At 42.5% G+C, this 18,290-nt stretch carries 20 protein-coding genes and 1 tRNA gene; 10 read left to right on the top strand and 11 right to left on the bottom strand.

Features of this window, described 5'->3' with window-relative positions; genetic code table 11:
• Positions 1-106: 106 nt before the first annotated feature.
• Positions 107-1,198, bottom strand: coding sequence for a redox-regulated ATPase YchF (ychF, locus tag NI464_RS01735; RefSeq protein WP_253137654.1), 1,092 nt, complete (start codon positions 1,196-1,198; stop codon positions 107-109).
• 294 nt (positions 1,199-1,492) lie between these two features.
• Here ychF and NI464_RS01730 point away from each other — a divergent pair, with 294 nt between their 5' ends.
• Positions 1,493-2,257 (top strand): glutathione S-transferase family protein, encoded by a 765-nt coding sequence (locus NI464_RS01730; RefSeq protein WP_253137653.1) that lies wholly within the window; start codon positions 1,493-1,495, stop codon positions 2,255-2,257.
• Between the two features lie 65 nt (positions 2,258-2,322).
• Here the strand turns inward: NI464_RS01730 and NI464_RS01725 are convergent, their stop codons facing one another.
• Positions 2,323-4,203: a beta strand repeat-containing protein gene (locus tag NI464_RS01725; protein WP_253137652.1), complete on the bottom strand. Its 1,881-nt coding sequence runs from the start codon at positions 4,201-4,203 to the stop codon at positions 2,323-2,325.
• 380 nt (positions 4,204-4,583) lie between these two features.
• On the opposite strand from NI464_RS01725, the gene NI464_RS01720 reads away from it, so the two are divergent.
• On the top strand, positions 4,584-5,054 hold the full coding sequence (locus NI464_RS01720; RefSeq protein WP_004645518.1) for an Lrp/AsnC family transcriptional regulator: 471 nt from the start codon (positions 4,584-4,586) through the stop codon (positions 5,052-5,054).
• A gap of 68 nt (positions 5,055-5,122) precedes the next feature.
• Here NI464_RS01720 and NI464_RS01715 read toward each other — a convergent pair whose 3' ends face one another.
• Positions 5,123-5,872: a YebC/PmpR family DNA-binding transcriptional regulator gene (locus tag NI464_RS01715; RefSeq protein WP_004645516.1), complete on the bottom strand. Its 750-nt coding sequence runs from the start codon at positions 5,870-5,872 to the stop codon at positions 5,123-5,125.
• A 245-nt stretch (positions 5,873-6,117) separates the two neighbouring features.
• The gene (locus NI464_RS01710) at positions 6,118-6,672 is read right to left on the bottom strand and encodes a 1-acyl-sn-glycerol-3-phosphate acyltransferase (protein ID WP_026056524.1); all 555 of its coding nucleotides are present in this window, start codon (positions 6,670-6,672) and stop codon (positions 6,118-6,120) included.
• 800 nt (positions 6,673-7,472) lie between these two features.
• On the opposite strand from NI464_RS01710, the gene NI464_RS01705 reads away from it, so the two are divergent.
• Positions 7,473-7,549 (top strand) — tRNA-Ile (locus NI464_RS01705).
• A gap of 671 nt (positions 7,550-8,220) precedes the next feature.
• On the top strand, positions 8,221-8,457 hold the full coding sequence (locus tag NI464_RS01700) for a hypothetical protein (protein ID WP_017397818.1): 237 nt from the start codon (positions 8,221-8,223) through the stop codon (positions 8,455-8,457).
• Between the two features lie 7 nt (positions 8,458-8,464).
• Here NI464_RS01700 and bioB read toward each other — a convergent pair whose 3' ends face one another.
• The 3 genes from bioB to queG form a co-directional block, all read right to left on the bottom strand.
• Positions 8,465-9,466, bottom strand: coding sequence for a biotin synthase BioB (bioB, locus tag NI464_RS01695; RefSeq protein WP_004731515.1), 1,002 nt, complete (start codon positions 9,464-9,466; stop codon positions 8,465-8,467).
• A 133-nt stretch (positions 9,467-9,599) separates the two neighbouring features.
• Entirely contained in the window at positions 9,600-9,803 is a 204-nt protein-coding gene (locus NI464_RS01690; protein WP_004278929.1) for a hypothetical protein, read from the bottom strand.
• A 125-nt stretch (positions 9,804-9,928) separates the two neighbouring features.
• A complete protein-coding gene (gene queG, locus NI464_RS01685; protein WP_004731511.1) occupies positions 9,929-11,023 on the bottom strand; it encodes a tRNA epoxyqueuosine(34) reductase QueG in 1,095 nt (364 codons plus the stop codon).
• Between the two features lie 23 nt (positions 11,024-11,046).
• Here queG and NI464_RS01680 point away from each other — a divergent pair, with 23 nt between their 5' ends.
• Both NI464_RS01680 and NI464_RS01675 read left to right on the top strand, forming a co-directional pair.
• The gene (locus tag NI464_RS01680; RefSeq protein ID WP_004731509.1) at positions 11,047-12,504 is read left to right on the top strand and encodes a bifunctional ADP-dependent NAD(P)H-hydrate dehydratase/NAD(P)H-hydrate epimerase; all 1,458 of its coding nucleotides are present in this window, start codon (positions 11,047-11,049) and stop codon (positions 12,502-12,504) included.
• 10 nt (positions 12,505-12,514) lie between these two features.
• Positions 12,515-12,787: an acylphosphatase gene (locus NI464_RS01675; RefSeq protein WP_004278926.1), complete on the top strand. Its 273-nt coding sequence runs from the start codon at positions 12,515-12,517 to the stop codon at positions 12,785-12,787.
• Between the two features lie 3 nt (positions 12,788-12,790).
• On the opposite strand, the gene ruvC is transcribed toward NI464_RS01675, so the two are convergent.
• Positions 12,791-13,336, bottom strand: a complete 546-nt coding sequence (gene ruvC / locus NI464_RS01670; protein WP_004278925.1) for a crossover junction endodeoxyribonuclease RuvC — start codon at positions 13,334-13,336, stop codon at positions 12,791-12,793.
• A gap of 125 nt (positions 13,337-13,461) precedes the next feature.
• On the opposite strand from ruvC, the gene NI464_RS01665 reads away from it, so the two are divergent.
• Both NI464_RS01665 and NI464_RS01660 read left to right on the top strand, forming a co-directional pair.
• Positions 13,462-14,028, top strand: a complete 567-nt coding sequence (locus NI464_RS01665) for an FxsA family protein (protein WP_004278924.1) — start codon at positions 13,462-13,464, stop codon at positions 14,026-14,028.
• Positions 14,029-14,144: 116 nt separating this feature from the next.
• Entirely contained in the window at positions 14,145-14,783 is a 639-nt protein-coding gene (locus tag NI464_RS01660) for a LysE family transporter (RefSeq protein WP_253137651.1), read from the top strand.
• Here NI464_RS01660 and NI464_RS01655 read toward each other — a convergent pair.
• The 3 genes from NI464_RS01655 to ahpF form a co-directional block, all read right to left on the bottom strand.
• Positions 14,767-14,973, bottom strand: a complete 207-nt coding sequence (locus NI464_RS01655) for a hypothetical protein (RefSeq protein WP_004731506.1) — start codon at positions 14,971-14,973, stop codon at positions 14,767-14,769. The genes NI464_RS01660 and NI464_RS01655 overlap by 17 nt on opposite strands.
• A gap of 144 nt (positions 14,974-15,117) precedes the next feature.
• Positions 15,118-15,363: a hypothetical protein gene (locus tag NI464_RS01650; RefSeq protein WP_004278921.1), complete on the bottom strand. Its 246-nt coding sequence runs from the start codon at positions 15,361-15,363 to the stop codon at positions 15,118-15,120.
• A 286-nt stretch (positions 15,364-15,649) separates the two neighbouring features.
• Complete coding sequence (gene ahpF / locus NI464_RS01645) at positions 15,650-17,215, bottom strand: alkyl hydroperoxide reductase subunit F (RefSeq protein ID WP_004278920.1); 1,566 nt, start codon at positions 17,213-17,215, stop codon at positions 15,650-15,652.
• A 233-nt stretch (positions 17,216-17,448) separates the two neighbouring features.
• On the opposite strand from ahpF, the gene NI464_RS01640 reads away from it, so the two are divergent.
• Both NI464_RS01640 and NI464_RS01635 read left to right on the top strand, forming a co-directional pair.
• A complete protein-coding gene (locus NI464_RS01640) occupies positions 17,449-17,667 on the top strand; it encodes a DUF1653 domain-containing protein (RefSeq protein WP_004278919.1) in 219 nt (72 codons plus the stop codon).
• 24 nt (positions 17,668-17,691) lie between these two features.
• A complete protein-coding gene (locus NI464_RS01635) occupies positions 17,692-18,282 on the top strand; it encodes an O-methyltransferase (RefSeq protein WP_004278918.1) in 591 nt (196 codons plus the stop codon).
• Positions 18,283-18,290: the final 8 nt, after the last annotated feature.

Here is an 18,290-nt window from a genome sequence, read left to right as displayed (position 1 = left end):
GTTGATCTTATGCATTGGTAGAAAGTCTAAAGTCTATTGAGCTTATACATCTTTTTTATGAACCATAAAAAAGCCCCAAGAAGGGGCTTTTTCAAACAGCAACGACTTAAACGTTAAAACGGAAGTGTAAAACGTCGCCATCCTGAACAATGTAAGTTTTACCTTCTAGACGCCATTTACCTGCTTCTTTCGCACCGGCTTCGCCGTTGTACTGCACGAAATCATCATAAGCAATACATTCTGCACGGATAAATCCTTTTTCAAAGTCGGTATGAATCACGCCTGCTGCCTGTGGTGCAGTGGCGCCAACTTTTACGGTCCAGGCACGAACTTCTTGCACGCCCGCGGTGAAGTAAGTTTGTAGGCCAAGCAGTGAATAACCTGCACGAATCACCACGTTTAAACCCGGTTCTTCCATGCCCATTGCTTCAAGGAATTCAGCACGGTCTTCATCTTCAAGCAATGAAATTTCAGCTTCAATCTGGTTGCAAAGTGGAACCACAATCGCATTTTCTTCAGCAGCTAATTTTCTCACTGCATCTAAATGTGGGTTGTTCTCAAAACCGTCTTCAGCAACGTTGGCAATATACATGGTTGGTTTAAGGGTCATTAAGCCAAAACCACGAACCAGTTTACGTTCGTCATCATCTAGGTCTGCTGCGCGAGCCGGTTTACCTTCATCCAGTAAAGGCTGGATTTTTTCCAGAACTGCTTTAGTAGCTAGCGCTTCTTTGTCGCCACCTTTAGCAGATTTAGTCAAACGCGTAATCGCTTTGGCTACAGCATCCAAGTCTGCAAGCGCAAGTTCGGTATTAATCGTAGCGATGTCATCTAGTGGATCAATACGACCATTCACATGAATCACGTTTTCATCTTCAAAACAACGCACAACGTGAGCAATTGCATCAGTTTCACGAATGTTGGCCAGGAACTGGTTACCCAAGCCTTCACCCTTAGAAGCACCTGCTACCAGACCTGCGATGTCTACAAACTCCATAGAAGTTGGAATAACACGTTGCGGTTTAACAATTGTAGTCAATTTGTCTAAACGTGGATCAGGAACAGGTACAATTCCGGTGTTTGGTTCGATCGTACAGAAAGGGAAGTTTTCTGCAGCAATAGCAGCTTTGGTTAAGGCATTGAAAAGTGTAGATTTACCAACGTTCGGCAAGCCGACAATACCGCAATTAAAACCCATGAAATAACTCACAAAAGCGTTATATAAAAATTGCCCCCGATTTTACATGAAAGCACAGCTAAAGTCAGGTCATGCGCTTGTGGTTTATTGCAATCAAATGCTTCTGGCGACCTAAAATGCTTCGCTGAGCTTTCCAGAATGTATGGTGAGTCCACCAGCCATAGAGGAATAATCAGCCAGTATTTTACTTTTGAATAAAAATCACATTGTTTTTCTAAAAGTGAGTGACTAAAGTATCTGAATAAAACAGCGGCCTACACGCCCTGATCCAATAACGATAAACATGGAGCATACATGCGAACTTTATACCAGTTTCCTTTATCTCACTTTTGCGAAAAAGCACGTTGGATGCTGGACCATAAAGAGCTGTATTATGTTGCTCACAATCTGATACCCGGGGTACACCGTGCTTTTGCCCGCCTGAAAACCGGTCAGAATCGTCTGCCTATTTTGCGTGATCAGGATCGATGGATCGCAGATTCCACCCAGATTGCTCTCTATCTGGATGATACTTATCCAGAACATCGTTTACTGCACGCAGAAGGATATTTTCGGAATAAAGCTTTAGAGATTAATGAAATTACCCTGGAATTGGGTCGTCATGTCCGTCGCTGGATGCTCTCTCAAGCACTGACTTCTGATCATGAATCTCTGGATATTTTAATTGGTGAGCAGGGCTATCTGCGCCAGTTTGAAAAATTTTCTAAACCTTTATTGAAAGCGATGGTCGCCAAGGGTTATGCATTGAATGAGGAAACCGTGGCGGAATCTAAACAGCATATTGATGTTGCGGTACAACAGCTCAATCAGATGCTGGTCAGCCAAGGTGGGCATTATTTTGTCGGAAATCGTTTAGGTCTGGCGGATATTGCAGTCTGTTCCATGTTGGCACCGCTTCTGGCGATTCCAGGTACGCCGTGGGAAAAAGAAAATTTTGAAACCTTGTCTGAAGAATATCGCGACTATCAGCAGTATTTGAATGAGCTACCCCTGGGTAAATATATTTGTCGTATTTACCGAACCGAACGCAATGCGCGAGTAGACTGGCGTGGTGTATAAGTTTAAATGCCAATCCAATAATTAAAAAAACGCGCATGAAGCGCGTTTTTTTGATGAGATTATGATTAACCCCAAGGATTAGTCTGGTCGATATCAATATTTTTAGTAAAATTATTGAGAAGTGAACCAAAATCAAATCCGGATGAAGAACCGCCACTGCCGATATTTTGAATCGTATCTTTAATGCCCGGCAGGAGAGCAGACAGATCAATATTGGAATCAGTCGTACCCACACCTTGGACAAGATCACCGAGGTCAGGCAATTCAATCGAAGAGCCACTACCAACCAACTGACCAACACCTTCGGCAATACTGCCTAAGTCAAAGCCGTTTGAAGCAGAGGAAATACCTTCGATCATACCCCCCAGATCCAGATCGCTACCGAGATTGAGATTGCCTAATAACCCACCCAAGTCTATGCCATTTGAACCATTCGCAATCAGACCGCTCAGTAAGTCAGTGAAGCCACCGACATCAAAACCACCCGTTGCATTTCCGCCTACAAAGCCGCTAATTAAATCGGTAATAGCACCAAGATCAAAATCACTGCCTGCATTACCGCCGATTAAACCACCCACCAGACCTGCAATTGCTCCAATATCTATATCACCTAAACCGCCAGAACCACCGATCAGACCACCGACCAATTCAGCAATTTGTGCGATATCAATCTCACCATTACCGCCAATCAGGTTGCCGACCAGACCGGCAATCGCACCAATGTCCACGCCGCCTAAACCGCCAGAACCACCGATCAGACCACCAACGAGCTGAGCAATTTGTGCGATATCAATCTCGCCATTACCGCCAATCAGGTTGCCGACTAGACCCGCGATCGCACCGATATCTACACCGCCTAAACCGCCAGAACCACCGATCAGACCACCGACCAATTCAGCAATTTGTGCGATATCAATTTCACCATTCCCGCCAATTAAATTCCCGACCAGACCCGCGATCGCACCAATGTTCACGCCGCCTAAACCGCCAGAACCACCGATCAGATCACCAACGAGCTGAGCAATTTGTGCGATATCAATCTCGCCATTACCGCCAATCAGGTTGCCGACCAGACCCGCGATCGCACCAATGTCTACATCACCCAATCCGCCAGACCCGCCGATCAGGCCACCAACAAGCTGAGCGATTTGCGCAATATCAATCTCGCCATTCCCGCCAATCAGGTTGCCGACTAGACTAGCAATCGCACCGATATCAATATTGCTTGAACCACCGATTAAGCCACTAACCAGTTGAGCAATTTGCGCGATATCGATATCCCCATTACCACCGATGAGGTTGCTGACCAGACCCGCAATGGCACCAATATCTACGCCGCCTAAACCGCCAGAACCGCCGATCAGGCCACCAACAAGCTGAGCGATTTGCGCGATATCAATCTCGCCATTCCCGCCAATCAGCTTACCGACCAGCCCTGCAATCGCACCAATATCAATATTACTTGAACCGCCGATCAGGCCACCGACCAGTTGAGAAATTTTACCAATATCGATATTGCCCGTACTGCCGCCCAATAAGCCGCCCACCAGTTTAGAAATAGCCTCAAGATCCAGGCTGCTGCTATTGCTCCCCATTAAGCTCTTTAATAAGTTGGTGACCTGGGTAATATTAAAGCTACCACCATTGGATTGGGTTAAGCTACTGATCAGGCTTTGAATATTTAAACTTGAGGCATTCGAACCAGAAAACTGAGTTAATAAATTGCTGAGATTTGTCGTACTCAGGCTGCTTCCAGAAAGGAGATTATTTAATAATGAGCTGACTGAAGGTTGAGTATTGGATCCGGTGAGATTGCCAATAAGATTGGTGAGGGTACCTGATGTCGTTCCACCGAATAAGCCGCCCAGTAAGCTCTTCGTTTGGCTTTCGACGGTTAAAACAGGACTCACTTTCGTTTTTATCAAGCTTAAAAGTTTAGAAGCCATGACCGTTCCTTGTGTAATATTTTTGAAATGCGCTATTTTTGTTTTTAAAGCGCCTTTGTTTTAATCTATTTCTATACACTTGTAAAATATGGACGGTTAAGTGGTGTGGGGGCCGAGAGGAATAGCCTATCTGTTGCCGTGTTTAACCAATTTAAATAATTTAAAAATAAAGATTTAATCAAAAATACCATTGGTCGTGTTTTTAATTTATGCGATTAACGGTCATTTAAACCATCTTGAAAACCGTATTTATAAAAAGAGATCGCATTTGGAAAAAAATTTCAGAATATGAAAATTTTGTGAAAAATAAATAAATATTGTATAACAGAGATGGCGCAAAATTTTCTGCATCTATTGATTATTGATATAAGAGTATAAAAATGGAACTGGATCGTTTCGATAAACATATTCTAGAAATATTGACCCATGAAGATGTCAATCTGAATGAACTGTCCGAGCGGGTGAATTTATCTGTCAGTTCGGTGCATCGTAGGATCAAACACTTAATCGATCATAATATTATCAGTGGCTTAAAACGTGAAATCAATTACCAGAAATTAGGTTTCAGCCTGCATGTGCTGCTACAGGTATCCTTAAGCAAACATGATAGCGATACTTTTGCCAAATTTCTGGAAGAACTGGAAAGTATTCCCGAAGTGATTAATGCCTTTTTGGTCACCGGTCAGTCCGCAGACTTTATTGTCGAAGTCGTGGCGCGGGATATGGAGAATTATAGTGAAATCCTGCTCAAGCGGATTGGAAAAATTGAGCATGTGGTTGCACTGCATTCAAGCTTTGTCATTAAAGAATATAATGTCTTTAACTGTAGCGGATTACTCAATAAAGTTTAATCAAAGGCGAGGGTGAGAGACAGCCATAAAAAACGCACCCTAAGGTGCGTTTTTTGAATCAAAAATATTTAAGCATCAAGTTCTGCTAAAACGGCATCTGAGAATTCAACGTTGGTATACACGTTTTGTACATCATCCAGATCTTCAAGCATATCAATCATTTTCATGATTTTTTTTGCTTGATCGATGTCTGTGATTTCTGCTTTGGTTGAAGGACTCATCACTACTTCAGCATTGTCAGATTTTAAACCTGCAGCAGTTAAAGCATCTTGAACTTCACCGAAGGCTTCAGGTGTGGTAATGACCAAGATATCATCTTCAGTGACTTCGATGTCTTCAGCACCTGCTTCTAATGCCACTTCCATGATTTGATCTTCCAAAGACACATCTTCAAAAGTGATCTCACCACGTTTCGTGAACAGGAATGCCACCGAACCATTGGTGCCTAAGTTACCATCAGTTTTAGAGAAGCAATGACGTACGTCAGGCACAGTACGGTTCAAGTTGTCAGTCATGGTTTCAACAATAACCGCAACACCACCTACACCATAACCTTCGTAGGTCACTTCTTTCAGGTCGTCGTTATCTTCGCCACCAGCACCACGTTGAATGGCACGGTTGATCACGTCACGTGTCATATTCACTGATAATGCTTTTTCAACCACAGCACGTAGACGAGGGTTGCTTGCAGTATCTGGACCACCAAGCTTTGCAGCAGTGGTTAATTCACGAATGTATTTGGTAAAAACTTTACCACGACTCGCATCTTGTTTTGCTTTGCGATGCTTAATATTGGCCCACTTGGAATGACCCGCCATGCGAACTATGCTCCTTGTAGATTGGCTGTATGCCTATCAGAATGCCGAAATTCTACCATAAGCGTTTTTTTAAAAAAAAGTGTCTGGATTTGAGATTTCAGGATAAAAGCAAAAAAAAGCGCTAAATTAAGAAAGAGTGGAAATAGGATGGGGCATTTCTGATTTTGTTTTTATACATTTATATAAGTAGATGAACAAGACATGAACAGTAGGATTTCTGTTCATGTCAGTGCTTTTAGAGAAGCTTATTCTGGAATAACGATATCCAGACCAACCTTATCTTTATACAGTTGTTTGATCAAAGCCAGGTCATGCGCAAGGTCTGTCGGATAGATCTTGCCAAGAATGCCACCTTGCTTGGTTCTGGAATTGGCGTATAACAACACGATCGGTACATTGGCAGCCTTGGCAATATGCCAGAAACCGGTACGGATCGGTTTGCGTGCTTCACCCTGTTTGGCTCGTGTCGCTTCGGGAGCAATGACCAGATTGAACTTTTCATTGTTCTGAAAATGTTCCACCATCTGGGTCACGATATCTTTACTGGCCTTGCGGTCAACCGGAATACCACCCACAGCGTTTAATAGCGGTTTGAAAGGTCCTTTAAATAATTCTTTTTTGATTAAGGTATGAACCTTGAGGTCGTAAATCTGGAACAGAGCAATTGACAGTACCGCATCCATCATTGAGGTATGTTCAAATCCAATAATAACCTGTTTATCTTCAAGCACATCTGGTTCGACATGATATTGCCAACCTGCAAGTTTAAATGCAGATTCGCCAAGGAATTTATTTAGCATAAGCACAGATAAGTAAAAGCTGTATGTAGAGAACTGCATAATTTCATCTTGTTCGCCCATACAGTCAATAGGCTTTCCAATAAAATCAGCGAATAATGTAAAAATCTATGATTTATTCATCTTTTTAAGCTGCAAGATTAAGAGTTAATATATATAAATAAAATAATATTAATATCTTAAAAATATTAGTAGATACAAAAAAAGTCTTAAAATGATGAAAAAATGACTATCCAGAGCACACTTTAGTTATTAGACTTTTGTCGAAGAAAAAGACTGATACAGGTCTTTTCTATTTTCTTATTCTTTCTACTCTGAGATTGAAAAGTATGACGTACATGACAGCCTTCGTAGTCTCCTTATTGATTTTTGCGCTTATAATTGTATGGTCTTTGATCGAAATTAAGCAGGATTTACATAAAGACGAAGAAATGAAGTCTGAATTCTAGTCATTCTATCTTCTTGAGCTCAAGGCTATTCCTTTAACAGTGCTGCCTGAGCAATAAAGAATTTTAATACCTTATAGATATACTAAGACCTTAAATCTATCAGTTTTACCCTTAGTAGACCGGATTAAATTCAAGATGACAGGCTCATTTGTCTTAAATGATGCAGCATGTATCTCATTTTTCTATACGCCTCCTATACTGAAGTCTTAAGTAAGTGAAATTTTGGCTAAGACTAGTCGCTTATGATTGCTGCCTAAATGTTCAAGCAGTTATAAAAGCACTTGTCTTTCCAAAAAATCTTAGCTAGTATTCATGACGCCTGAACTTATTGATAAATAAAGTTTTCAGCATATAGGGCCTATAGCTCAGTTGGTTAGAGCAGCGGACTCATAATCCGTTGGTCGACAGTTCAAGTCTGTCTGGGCCCACCATATAAAACAACCCCTTACGTGCATTAATCGTAAGGGGTTTTTTGTTTTTGGATATTATGAAATCTGAAGTAAGCAATTCACTTAATTGATCGTCGTTCTTATCTCGAAGGACTTAAAATGGGTTGCCTCCACTGATAATGAACTTTTCTAGTTTGCCTTTCAATAAAGATTCTTCGTTACCAGCTTAATAAAAAAGCATCTCCCTCAGATATTACTTTTGTTATCTAAATTCCATAAACATCTTCTTTAATCAAAAAAAAAGTTCATATTTATGAAATAATTGTGATGTAGTTCAAAGAATATCTGCAAAAAAAGTGAAAAGTAGATGAAATGCATTTTACAACTGAAAAAATTATGCTAATTAATATGAGATGATTTTTTAGTCAAAAATCATGATGTTTCAGGACGGAATATCTTAAGAAGCGTATTAAAAAAATGATTAAACAGGAGTTTCAATGATGCTTCAGCTTTTAAGAAAATTGTTTTGTTTGCATATTTATGAGTATGAGCAAATGCAAGAGATCGGGGAACACAGGGAGTGTCGTAAGTGCGGTACGAATAAGGATTAAAGTTTTTGCAAGAAAAGTGAGCAATGGCTCACTTTTTTTATGCTTGTTATGGGCTAATTTCCGTTAAAATTAAAGGGAAATTTCATCACGATGAACAGGCATATGAGTAAAGATTTTCATGCAGATACCTATATCGTAGACAGCAAGCTGGCAGATACGCTGCACTGGCTCAGCCTGCATCAAGATAGTTATGACTCCTTTAGTTATGATGCAGTCACGCAAGCGCTGATGGTGCATCATGCTAATGGAGTAGATCAAATCCGAGTCGGAGATTATCTGAATACCCGTTATGGTATTTTAATTACTGCACATAACTTTTCTGCAAGTTCATCAAGTTAAACAGTTGTTAGCTTGCCATGGCATCTGTAGCCAGACTGCGAACACTCGGTTTTGGCTGTTCTGCAACTAAACCTAATTTTGCAAAAAGTTGCTGATCTCGACCTTGGGATGTATTAGGGGTCGTCAGCAGTTTTTCACCAGAGAAAATAGAATTGGCACCAGCCATAAATGCCAAAGCCTGATCCGAATCGCTTAAGGATTCACGCCCTGCAGAAAGGCGAATATAGCTTTTAGGCATCAACAACCGTGCTACTGCAATGGTACGAATCCACTCAATCACATCCAGTTTTTCTACATCTGCCATCGGTGTACCTTCAATCGGCACTAACATATTAATCGGCACAGATTCAGGATGAATTACCAGAGTTGCAAGCTCATATAACAAACCAATCCGGTCATCACGACTTTCGCCCAGACCCACAATACCGCCACTACAGACTTTCATACCAGCTTGACGCACATGATCCAGAGTATCCAGACGATCATCAAAGCTACGCGTGCTGATGATATGTGAATAGTATTCACGAGAAGTGTCCAGATTATGGTTGTAATAATCCAGTCCTGCATCTTTCAAGCGTTCAGCCTGTGATCCATTTAGCATCCCCAGTGTCATGCAGGTTTCCAGACCGAGTGCTTTAACTTCACGTACCATTTCCAGCACATAAGGCATATCGCGTTCATGCGGGTTGCGCCATGCAGCCCCCATACAAAAGCGTGAACTGCCTGATGCCAGCGCCTGTTTGGCTTCCTGAATCACTTTATCGACTGCAATGCGTTTTTCAGCTTCCAGTTTGGAATCATAATGCGCTGATTGTGAACAGTATTTACAGTCTTCAGGACATTTACCGGTTTTAATCGAAAGCAGGGTGCTCACCTGAACGGTATTCGCAGTGAAATGTTCACGATGAACCTGTTGCGCCTGGAACACTAAATCCATTAAAGGCTGTTGATATAGAGCTTGTATTTCTTCACGTGACCAATCATTACGTACCGCATCACTACTGTTCATCTCTTTCCCTATCTGTGCTTATTTATCATTCGGTTCATCTTAATAAAAATAAGCTTTTGCTTCACTAGCAAAATATGACCTTATATAAATGGCAAAGCCCACACGAGGTGAGCTTATTTTTTCAGTTGCCAGATTATTTATTACTGTGATTTCCATGAATATCCTGGCCATGCAGATCACTACGGTGCTGCTTGTTAAACACGCGCTGATCCTGTTCATGCTGATTGTTTTTTGGGGAATTAATCGGGCCATGTTGCGGCTGCTGTTGTTGTTGCTTCTGCTGGTCATGCTGAAGCTGCTCAAGCAGTTCTTGATTTGGATTTTTTGATGACATCATCTTTCCTCCACTTCATTTCTGACTATTTTTATTTATGCCATAGTCTGAAACACGGGTGTGTAAGGCTTTTAAGTGAAACTGTGAATCTAGGTAAAGTTGAAATATATTTCAATAGTGAGAGAAAATTAGCTGGATTTTGCCAGTTGTTCTTGAACGGCCCAATCGATATGTACCTGCACAATTTCATCATGCTGATTACGCTGTTGCTGAAGAGCCTGAATAATCTGCCCATCAAAGGGCGCATTGCCCAAACCAATGGCGACATTGCGCATAAAGCTTTGATAACCTGTACGACGCATCGGGCTGCCTTCAGTCGCACTTAAAAAGGTGGCTTCATCCCATTGCCATAAATCCAGTAAACTCATCTGATCCAGACCATGACGCGGATGAAAATCCTCTATCGAGGTGACTTGGGCAAAACTGTTCCAGGGACAAATCAGTTGGCAGTCATCACAACCAAAAACACGGTTGCCAATTCCGCGTCGTAAATCTTCTGGAATAATGCCTTTATATTCGATCGTCAGATAGGCGATACAGCGTCGTGCATCCAGCATGTACGGTTCGACAATCGCTTGAGTCGGACAGATGTCGATACAGGCGGTACAGGAGCCACAATGTTTAGTCGCGGGTTCATCAAAGGGCAGTTCGAGTGAAGTAAACAGTTCACCCAAAACAAAGAATGAGCCTGATGTTTTATGAATCAGCAAGGTATGTTTCCCTGTCCAGCCCATACCGGCAGTTTCAGCCAGCGATTTTTCAAAAATGGGCGCAGAATCGGCAAATGGGCGTGATTCAAAATCTCCGACTTTTTCCCGGATTTTTGTCGCCAGAGTTTTCAGGCGACCCCGCATGGTTTTGTGATAATCTCGGCCACGGGCATAACGCGCGATAATGGCAGAGTTGGGTGCATAAGAGATATAACGTGGTTCTGGTACCTCGACCAGATAATCCATACGCACACAGATAATGCTGCGTGTGCCGGGAACTAGCAAAGTAGGATTGGCACGTTTTTCCAAATTCTCTTCCAGAAACTTCATGTCACCATGATAACCACGATCCAGATATTCCTGTAAGCGTGCTAATTCTGCTTGAGCATCCGGTTTGGCAATGACACAATCAGAAAAACCCAATTCTAAAGCCTGCGCTTTAATCCATGCTTTTAGCTCAGCTGGATCTTGTTGATAAACTTTAATTTGCGCTTGAGAATCGGGAGTTGCCATAAACCAAAGACAGGGAATAAGAAATGCAGCAACAAGTTTACCATAGCCGTGATCTACAAGCATGGGAGCAGCGCTGGTTTCAACAGCAAAATAGTTCCTACGGTTTAATGCAACAAGTCGCCTGGGGGATTAGTCAGCGGCTGATCACTTTATTTTCCCAGCAAAAAATAAAAAAAATCGCTGTCTGCTGTGGTCAGGGTAATAATGCCGGCGATGGCTATCTTGTGGCCAAATATCTCAAACAGGCGGGCTTCAGTGTTGATATTTATGCAGTTGAGTTGGGTAATTCCAAAGATTTAGCATCGGCTGTGCAGGAAGCTCAGCAAGCTGGCTTGCAGCCTTATTCGCATTTTGATTTTCAATCTGAATGTGAGGTCTATATCGATGCATTATTCGGAATTGGTCTGAACCGTCAGCTGGACTTTGACTGGCAAAATGTTATTCAAACGATCAATCAGCAAACTGGATTAAAAATCTCAATTGATATTCCGAGTGGATTGGATGCCAATACCGGCCAGCCTTTGCCTGTTGCGATTAAAGCTGACTACACTTTCACGGGTTTAGGGCTTAAGGCAGGACTGTTTACCGGACAAGGCAAAGAATATGCGGGCAAGATCGAACTGATTTCTGCTATCCCGACAGATACTGAGCTTCAACCAATTGCTTGTCTTTCATCACATCAGATTCAATTGCCGAAGCGTGAAGCCTTTGGTCATAAAGGCAGTTATGGTCATGTCTTGGTTGTAGGTGGTCATGCCGATATGGGGGGGGCAGTGATCATGGCAGCAGAGGCAGCATTTGCTGCCGGAGCAGGTAAAGTGACGATCGTCTGTGATGCAAAACACCATACTGCGATTTTGTCACGTGCACCGAATATCATGCTGCGTGATATCAATCTTTTAACTCAGGAGCAACGCCAAGCACTGATTCAGCAGGTCGATGCAGTCTGTTTTGGCATGGGATTAGGTCGTGATTCTTGGTCAGAGCAACAATATACAGCTTGGTTTGAGCTGACTCAGCAATCTGATCTGGAGGTTGTTTTGGATGCGGATGCCTTATGGTTTCTGGCCAAGCAGCCTCAAGTTTTGAATTCCCAGACTTATGCCACACCACATCCAGGAGAAGCTGCAACTTTGCTAGCATGTAGCACTGCGGAAGTTGAAATGGATCGGATTGCAGCCATTCATGCCCTGCAACAAAAATATCAGGGACAGTGGGTGCTAAAAGGTTCAGGCAGCCTGATTCTGGAAGAAAGGCTTTACATCTGCAATGCCGGGAATGCCGGTATGGGAACTGGCGGAATGGGGGATGTGCTGGCCGGCATGATTGCCAGTCTAAAGGCGCAATTTGCGCAAAAAATTTATTTGCATGAAATTGTGACGCTGCATGCACTTGCAGGTGATGAACTGGCCAAAAATGGCGAACGTGGCTTGCAGGCACAGGATATGAAACATGCGATTTATCAGGTCGTGAATCGCTAAGGAGAATAGTGTGCCAGTCATCAAACTGAATATTTCAGGCCAAGTTCAAGGAGTCGGATACCGTTACTGGTTTGCCGAGCAGGCTCAGGCGCTTGGACTGAAAGGATATGTGAAGAACTTGAGCACAGGTGAGGTGGAGGCCGTTATTGCTGGAACAGACTCCCAACTTCAGGAAATGATTACACGAAGTTGGAAAGGGCCTGCTCGTGCAATCGTACAAGCGGTTATTCAAGAGTATCTGGAATCTGAGCTAGATGCTCAAGACTTTATAATATTGCGTTAAACCTTATCGACGACGGCTACTGACGCGACTCCGGCCGCGTGCCATACCACCCAACGCATTTAATACCGCCATTTTACTCATACTGCCTGAGGCGTGGGCATGACAAATAGCAGCAGCTAAAGCATCGGCGGCATCCTGTTGCGGTTTGATGCTGAGTTTTAGAATATTCATTACCATCATCTGCACCTGTTCTTTATCGGCAGCGCCATAACCCACTACCGACTGCTTGATCTGGCGCGCAGTATATTCAGCGACTTTCAAATCCAGATTGACCAATGCCGCAACAGCAGCACCACGAGCCTGACCGAGTTTTAAGGCAGAATCCGGATTTTGTGCCATAAAGACTTGTTCGACCGCAGCTTCAGTGGGGCCATAAAATTTTACAATACGCTCCACCCCGGCAAAGATGCGTTTTAAACGTTCAGGCATTTCTGTCGTTTCTGTTCTGATGGTGCCGGCATCAACAAAAGTCAGTTTGGAGCCGTCTTTTTCGATAATTCCGTAACCGGTTAAACGAGAACCGGGGTCAATCCCAATAATTAATGACATGCCCGCACTTTAAAAATAGAATAATGCCCATATTGTTACATAAGCGTATCAAAAAAGCTTGATCCTGATGAAGCAGTTGATTCCAGCATCCTATTATTTATTTTACTGAGATTAGATTAATTTTCATGAAATTATTTCTTATTATCCTTGCAGGCTTAATCCTAGAAGTATTTGTCTGGATTGGCGTGGGTGACCTCGTCGGGAGCATGTGGTACGTATTTTTCTGGTTTGTGGCCGCATTTTTTATTGGTATGAATCTGATCCGTAAATACTCGGCCGGTGTAATGCCACAAATGCAGCAAATGCAGATGGGACAGATGAGTGCAGATCCTGCATTAACAGGAAATTTACCTAAAATTCTGGCAGGTTTCTTTCTGCTTATTCCTGGATTGATTACCGACGTATTGGCCGTATTGATGCTCATTCCAGCGGTTCAGCAGGTTTTTAAGGCTGCCATAATGAAAGCGATGATGAAGCGTCAGCAACTCATGATGGAAAAAATGATGGGGGGCATGATGGGCGATATGGGTGGGGCACAAGGCCAGAATCCATTTGCCGAAATGATGCGTCAAATGCAGGATATGCAAAATCAGCAATCAGGTCGCGGCGATTCCACCATTATTGATGGTGAAGCACGTGAAGTGAGACCTGAGGCGAAAAAAATTGAAATGAAAGATATCAATCCGAAATAATTGTTTTATTAAAAAACTCTATTTAAGCCGAATCTGATGATTCGGTTTTTTATTGGAACTTTCTAATATCTTTGAACAAACGCTATAATATATTTTTATAAATTTACCTGATTTTAATGTCTCTGCTTTTTACGATCTGTCTCCTGCATTTTGTTGCTCAACTCAGTCCCGGTCCCGATGTTTTGCTCATTGCCAAAAGTGCCGCATCCACCACACGCCAGAATGCCCTGAAAGTTATTGCAGGGATCTCTGCCGGTATCGTGGTTTGGGTAATACTGACACTTGCGGGTTTTACCGTGTTAATTGACCAGTTTCCATGGATTCAACAGGTATTGATGGTGCTCGGTGGTGTGTTCCTGGCTAAAATGGGATGGGCCATGTTAAAGGGTGGTGTGCATAGCTTTAAACATAAACATCAGACCGACGACGATACAAATGGACAGGTGCAAGCTAAAAACTATTTTATGTTGGGCTTATGGACCAACCTTTCTAATCCCAAAACACTGATCTATTTTAGTAGCGTATTTTCACTGGCCTTAAGTTCATCTGCTTCAGATTATTTGAAAACACAGCTGGCAGTGATTATTCCTTTGCAGACCTTTATCACCTTTGCTTTATTGATGCTGTTGATTTCCCAACCAAAAATTAAAACCTTGTACCAGCGTTCGGGGAGTTATATTGATATGATTTCAGGCGGACTATTTCTGCTATTTGCATTGTGGTTATGGTATGACGCACTTATTCTGATGAATTAAGTGGTACATCTTCATTTAATGCTGGAGATATTGGTGAGGTCGAGGCAGGAGAGGCTGAGTTGTCTGGTGTTTTAACCGCCGTTTGATAACGATTAGGCTTTAAGGTGGTTTCAGTATTTTCAGAGCCTTGATAACTGCGACTACGGTTAGCGCGCTCACGCAATCCACCTTTTTTAATTAACTGAACCATGGCACATCTCTCATTCAAATCCACAGCTATTGTAAATCAAAGCTGGATTTGATGAGGTTATTTTCCGCATCTCTATTTGAATTATTTAAGAGTAATAAAAAGACTTGTTTGAACTAACAGGTCTTTGCTGTGAGATGCATGAAATTAGCGAAGTCTTTTATCTTCTTCTTTTAAAACATCCAGTATAGAGTGTTGTATAGGAACTTCTTGTTGTGATTGCACATACAAATGCACGACTTTAAATACGATTGCTGTAACGAGGCAGGCCACAAGACAAAAAATCCAGAAACCAAAAGGGCTGCGAATATGATGTGAGCCACAGTTTGAGCATGATTTTTCTGTAGAGTCGACTACTTTTTCGCAGCAAGCACAATGATATTGATACTGCATTGTTCTTCTCCCAGGATGTTATCCTTTTTATTCTTCGATCATGAAAGATGATTCAATTGGTTTTTTATCATAGGTAGAGCAGCATCAGCTTGCAATAAGCAATTGCTGATAATTACATAGAGACAATAGAGTATAAAAATTCATTACACAAGCAGTAGGATTTTCTTAAAATGTAAGAAATATTTTCATTAATCAAATAATAATCAATGAATTAAGAGTTAATTCTCTTGAAAATATACATAATAAAGCCCGCATCAAGCGGGCTTTATTTGAGCTAGTCTAAAACTTACTGCCCAGAACGGATGATGTAATCAAAAGCAGACAGTGATGCCTTGGCACCTTCACCGGTGGCAATGATGATCTGCTTGTACGGCACTGTGGTACAGTCACCTGCAGCAAATACGCCTTTCACATTGGTTTCGTTGCGGTCGTTAATCACAATCTCGCCACGGTTGGTTAGCTCAACAGCTGTTTCTTTCAGGAAATCCGTGTTTGGCAACAAACCGATCTGCACGAAGATCCCCGCAAGTTCTACCGTATGCTCTTCATCAGTCGCACGGTCTTTATATTTCAGACCGGTCACCTGTGAACCATCACCCAGCACTTCAGTCGACAAGGCATTCTTGATCACGGTGGTATTCGGCAAGCTGTTCAGCTTGTCTTGCAACACCTGATCCGCACGCAATTTGGTATCAAACTCCACCAGGGTGACATGCTCCACAATCCCCGCCAGGTCAATCGCCGCTTCGACACCCGAGTTACCGCCACCGATGACCGCAACACGTTTACCCTTGAACAAAGGACCATCACAGTGCGGGCAGTAGGCTACACCACGAGTTTTATATTCCTGCTCACCCGGAACGTTCATCTCTCTCCAGCGTGCGCCGGTCGACAGAATCACGGTTTTAGATTCCAGTTTGGCACCATTCGCTAAAGTCACTTCCACCAGACCATTGGCCGTTTCGTCTGCCCCTTTGATATCAGACACACGTTGCAGGTTCATGATGTCGACACCATATTCACGCACGTGGGCTTCCATCTCGGCTGCAAATTTAGGACCTTGGGTCTTCTGTACAGACGTAAAGTTTTCAATGTCCATGGTATCCATGACCTGACCGCCCATGCGCTCCGCCACGATCCCGGTCTTAATGCCTTTACGCGCTGCATAGATGGCTGAAGTATTGCCTGCAGGTCCACCACCAATCACCAGGACATCAAAGGTGTCTTTGGCATTCAGCTTTTCAGCATCTTTGGCAGCGGCATTGCTATCCAGCTTGGCGATAATTTCTTCCAGTGTCATACGACCCTGACCAATATGCTGGTTGTCCTGGAATACCATCGGCACCGCCATGATCTTGCGTTCTTCCACTTCTTCCTGGAAGAAAGCACCATCAATCATGGTCGCTGTAGTGCCCGGGTTATAGATGGCGATCAGGTTGAGTGCCTGAACCACATCCGGACAGTTATGGCAACTTAATGATACGAACACGTCAAAGTTAGATTGAACACCCAGGCTCTTGATATTCGCTAGCACTTCATCAGAGACTTTCGGTGCATAACCTGAAGTTTGCAGCAATGCCAGAATCAGCGAAGTGAACTCATGGCCCATTGGCAAGCCTGCAAAGAATACACGTGGTTCTTCACCAGCTTTAGCAATACCAAAGCTTGGCGCACGTGCATTGTTCCCGTCAAAGCGTGCAGTCACCAGATCAGACAGTGCAGCAACCTCGGACACCAGTTCCTGGATTTTGGCTGATTTGTCAGAACTATCCAGAGTGGCGACCAGTTCAATTGGGCCTTCCAGGCGTTCTAATAGGGTTTTAAGTTGAGCTGAAGTATTTTGGTCTAACATTGCTAACGTCTCCAAAGGAGTAAATGTTTATTTGATAACAAGATATTAAATGAATTGAATAAATAGGTAAAACAGTTTGTTTTTATCTTGTTGATCGGATTTACAGATTTATTGAAAAATTCATCATTAATTTCAAAGTTCTATATGGGGGTGAAAGATTAATTTTCAAGTAGTTTAGAGCAAGAATAAGGATTTTCAGCTAAGATTAAAACAAGATATTTGAGACTTGAATGATGGAATTACAACGCGGTATTTATCAACATTATAAGGGACAGCTTTATCAGGTGTTTCATGTTGCCACGCACAGTGAAACTGAAGAAAAGCTAGTGGTTTATCAATGTCTTTATGGGGATTATTCAATTTGGGTACGTCCTTTAACGATGTTCACTGAGACCATTACTACCCACGATGATCGTGAAGTAGAACGCTTTAAATTGATTCAGGCACTTTAAGCCAAACAGACTCAGGGAAGAGTGATGCAAAATTCAGATGAATTTGAAAGATTCATGCAAGAATTATATGAAAAATTTCATAGGCATGACCTTAAACAGGCAGATCGCCTGCACCGATATCGCAATATAGAGCCAGAATCAGGCCGATTTTTATCTATGCTGATTCGTGCGCAACAATCCAAAAATATTCTGGAAATTGGCACCTCTACCGGTTATTCCACTTTATGGCTGGCAGAAGCGGCTCGGCAGACTCAAGCCATGATTACAACTCTTGAAGTTGATGCAGAACGGGTTGCTCAGGCAAAGCAATATGCGACAGAAATAGATCTTGCAGATTTAATCAATTTTAAAGTAATTGATGCTCAGGTTTATCTGGAGGCAGAAAAGGAAATATTTGATTTTATCCTGTTAGATGCTGAACGAGATGCTTATGTCAGTTACTGGCCACATTTGAGTCGATTACTTAAAGCAAAGGGCGGGTTACTGGTAGTTGATAATGTCATTTCACATGCAGCAGAAGTCGAAGAGTTTATTGCCTTAATTCAGCAAGACCCACGTTTTATCATGAGTACTGTACCCATAGGCGCAGGTTTGCTGATGGTGGGATTTCGTTAATTTGATTC

Origin of the sequence: Acinetobacter lwoffii, assembly GCF_024129685.1 — a bacterium.
GTDB lineage: Bacteria > Pseudomonadota > Gammaproteobacteria > Pseudomonadales > Moraxellaceae > Acinetobacter > Acinetobacter lwoffii_X.
This window is presented reverse-complemented; position numbering and strand designations above follow the sequence as displayed.